This window comes from Chitinivibrionia bacterium, from assembly GCA_009779925.1.
GTDB lineage: Bacteria > Fibrobacterota > Chitinivibrionia > Chitinivibrionales > Chitinivibrionaceae > WRFX01.
The window spans coordinates 1-3,218 of the sequence record WRAZ01000083.1; the positions used below are offsets into that span (position 1 = coordinate 1).

The window sequence follows — 3,218 nt, forward strand, 5'->3', positions numbered from 1 at the left end:
ATTTGGAATTACGTCGTGCAAGAAAGCAATTTGTCAAAATTCGGCAAAAAATTTGTGCTTCAGGGCGGAACGCAAAAAAACTTGGCGGCGGTAAAATCGCAGGTTGATTTCATTAAGCGAAAAGTCGAAAACGCCGAAATCTTCGTCCATAAATACGCAGGAATTGCAGGAGCGGTCGGCGCCGCGCTCGAAGCAAGAAAAAACATAATCGGCGACAGCAAATTCATAGGCATAAACGCCGCGGCAAATATTGAATTTACAACAAAAAACGACGAAAGTACGGTGTGCAAAAAATGCAATATGCACTGTAAACGCACCTTTACGGAAATAAAGGCGACGCTCGTCCCCGCCGACGAAGCAATTTTATTTATATCGGGATACGCCTGCGAATTGGGCTCTTCCGAAGACAGTAAGGTTGTTAAAGGAAAGCAACAAAAGCAAAAAGAAGTTTATACGAAAAACCTCGATATTTCGGAAATTGCGGCAATTGACGCGTTTTCACATTACAAATACGAAAAACTGCCCGAACACGGCGCAGAAATCGACAAAAACACGTTTTATCCCAAATTTTCGGAAAGAATTGTGCCAAAAGATGAGTGGGAAATGCCGTTCCAACGAGGTTCCGTAGGGGCGAAACATCTTTCGCCCTTGCATTGCCAAACCGCCGACAATTCGACAAATGACGACGGAACAAATAACAATACGGCGAATTGCAATAGGGCAAATGATGATTTGCCCCTACAAGACCGCAAAATTCGCACGGTTGCCATTCCGAAATTGTTGAATATGTTTTATTTTGCGCCGCTTTTTACCGCATATTTTGAAACGCTCGGAATAAACGTTGTTTTTTCGGATTTTACAAGTCAGAAATTGTGGGAAAACGGCAACAAATGGGGCGCGATTGACCCGTGTTTTCCCGCAAAAGTCGCTCCTGCGCACATTTGGCAATTATTAAACAAAAAAGACGTGGACGCAATATTTTTTCCTATAATTACAAATTTAACCACGGATATTGAATGCACGCTCGGCAACACCGCCTGCGTTATTCAAATGGGAACGCCCGAAGTTGTGGAAGCGGTTTTCACAAAAGACAGAAACATTTTCAAAGAAAAAAACATCGAATATTTTGACCCGTCGCTGAATATGGACAGATTTGTTGAAGCCTGCGATAAAATGTATGAATATTTTGCCGAAAAACTGCAAATAACCCGCGACGAAAACGCTTTTGCGTTTAACAACGGCGTTATTGCGCTAAACAAATATTTGACAAAACAAAGAGATTTGTTTGCGGAAACAATGAACGTTTTAATTGAAGAAAACCGCGTGGGAATTTTGCTTATAGGACACCCGTATCATCACGATTTCGGGCTTAATCACAGAATTCCCGAGGAGTTTCGCAAATGCGGCTATCCGATTTTCACGATTGAGTCAATTCCGACGGACAGCGAATTTTTGTCGCAACTCTTTGAACGAGACGAGGACGGCAGAAAAATTACAGACGTATGGTTTAGAAATTTTAACCGAAACACAAATCACAAAGTTTGGGCGGCAAAAATCGCCGCGCGCCACCCGAATTTGGCGGTTGTGGACTTATCGTCTTTCAAATGCGGACACGACGCCCCGACTTACAATTATGTTGACCAAATTTTGGACGCTTCCGAAACGCCGCATTTTATTTTTCACGATATAGACCAAAACAAACCGAGTTCGACATTCAAAATTCGGATAGAGACAGCTGATTACTTTTTGAAAGAGTATGAGAGGGAATTTTTGGGAGGAAAACAAAAATGATAAAAATAAATCCGCCGAAATTCGTTAAAAAAGAGCAGTGGACGGGCTTCAAAAACCCGACTTGGGATAAAAAAGACAAGAAAAAAGCCACCATTCTTTACAATATGATTGAAGAAAACAAATCGTTCTTTTTGCAGGCGTATTTTCATCGTTGCGGCTACAAGTATCGCGATTTGGGCAATCACACAAAAGACCATTTTTTAACGGGGCGCGAATACGGAACGCGAATGCAGTGCAATCCCGTGTATTTTACGCTGGGCACTTTTATTGACGAGCTCCTGCGCATCGAAAAAGAAGAGGGTTTGAGCAAAGAAGAAATCGTCGAAAAATACATAATTCTCGGCGGCGGCGGACAATGCGGACCTTGCAGATACGGAATGTATCCCGAAGAATATCTGAAAGTCGTAAACGCTATGGGTTTCAAAGATTTTCGCGTTTTAATTTTCAACTCGGATATTATCCAAGACCCGCCGATGCCCAAAAATTCCGCGTTCAAATTTTCGCCGTATTTCAAAATTCACTTTGTTTTGAGCTTCATTTTGGGCGATTTCATTCATATTGCAGAGTGCGCAATTCGCCCTTACGCCAAAGACAAGGAAGCCGCCCTAAAAGTAATCGACGAATGCAGAAGCGACATTTTGAAAGCGTTTAAGAGCCGCCTTTATCTTATAAAATTGCCGATTGCGTTGCATAAAGCGGGCAAAAAACTTGCAAAATTTGAAAGAATCGACAAAAAAATTCCGCTGATTTTTATTACGGGCGAGATTTTCGCAAACTTGGCTCACGGCGACGGAAATTACGATTTGCGCAGATTTATCGCCGACGAGGGCTGCGAAGCGCTTCCCGGACTATTCACTCAACGCGGAGTTTACGAGGGTTGGAGCAAAAATTACAGATATTACGAACATTTAAAATACGCAAAAGACGACAAAGCAAAGAAATTTTGCGAAAATTACATAAAACGGCAAAATTTTTCCAATGCTTTTGTAAAGGTAGCGTATAATTTTCTTAATTTCTTCTTCAATCAAAAACAGTTCGGCGGAAAAGCTGAAATTCACGAATTGGACGAATTATCCAAACTTGGACACGAACATTATCACACGTCAATTTTCGGCGGCGAGGGAAATCTGGAAATCGCGGAAGCAATCCATTATCACGACAAAATCGACGGCTTTATCTCGGTAAAACCATTCGGCTGTATGCCCTCAAGCGGCGTTTCGGACGGCGTTCAAAGCAAAATCATAGAAATGTACCCGAACTTGAATTTTTTGTCAATCGAGACATCGGGTGATAACGAGGTGAGCATTCTTTCGAGGGTGAGTATGATGCTGTTTAAGGCGAAGCAGAAGTTGGAAAAAGGAGAGAATAAATGCCAGCAATAATTACCCCCCCCCCCCCGAAACGAGTTGTGATTTCGGGCTCTTACG

Annotated in this window: 2 protein-coding genes; both read left to right on the forward strand. The window is 42.3% G+C overall.

What is annotated here, in order from left to right; all coding sequences use genetic code 11:
* A partial coding sequence (locus tag FWE23_11445; protein ID MCL2846040.1) for an acyl-CoA dehydratase activase-related protein occupies positions 1-1,791 on the forward strand: 1,791 nt, incomplete at its 5' end.
* The gene (locus FWE23_11450) at positions 1,788-3,173 is read left to right on the forward strand and encodes a hypothetical protein (GenBank protein ID MCL2846041.1); all 1,386 of its coding nucleotides are present in this window, start codon (positions 1,788-1,790) and stop codon (positions 3,171-3,173) included. The genes FWE23_11445 and FWE23_11450, both read left to right, overlap by 4 nt.
* The last annotated feature ends 45 nt before the right edge of the window (positions 3,174-3,218 follow it).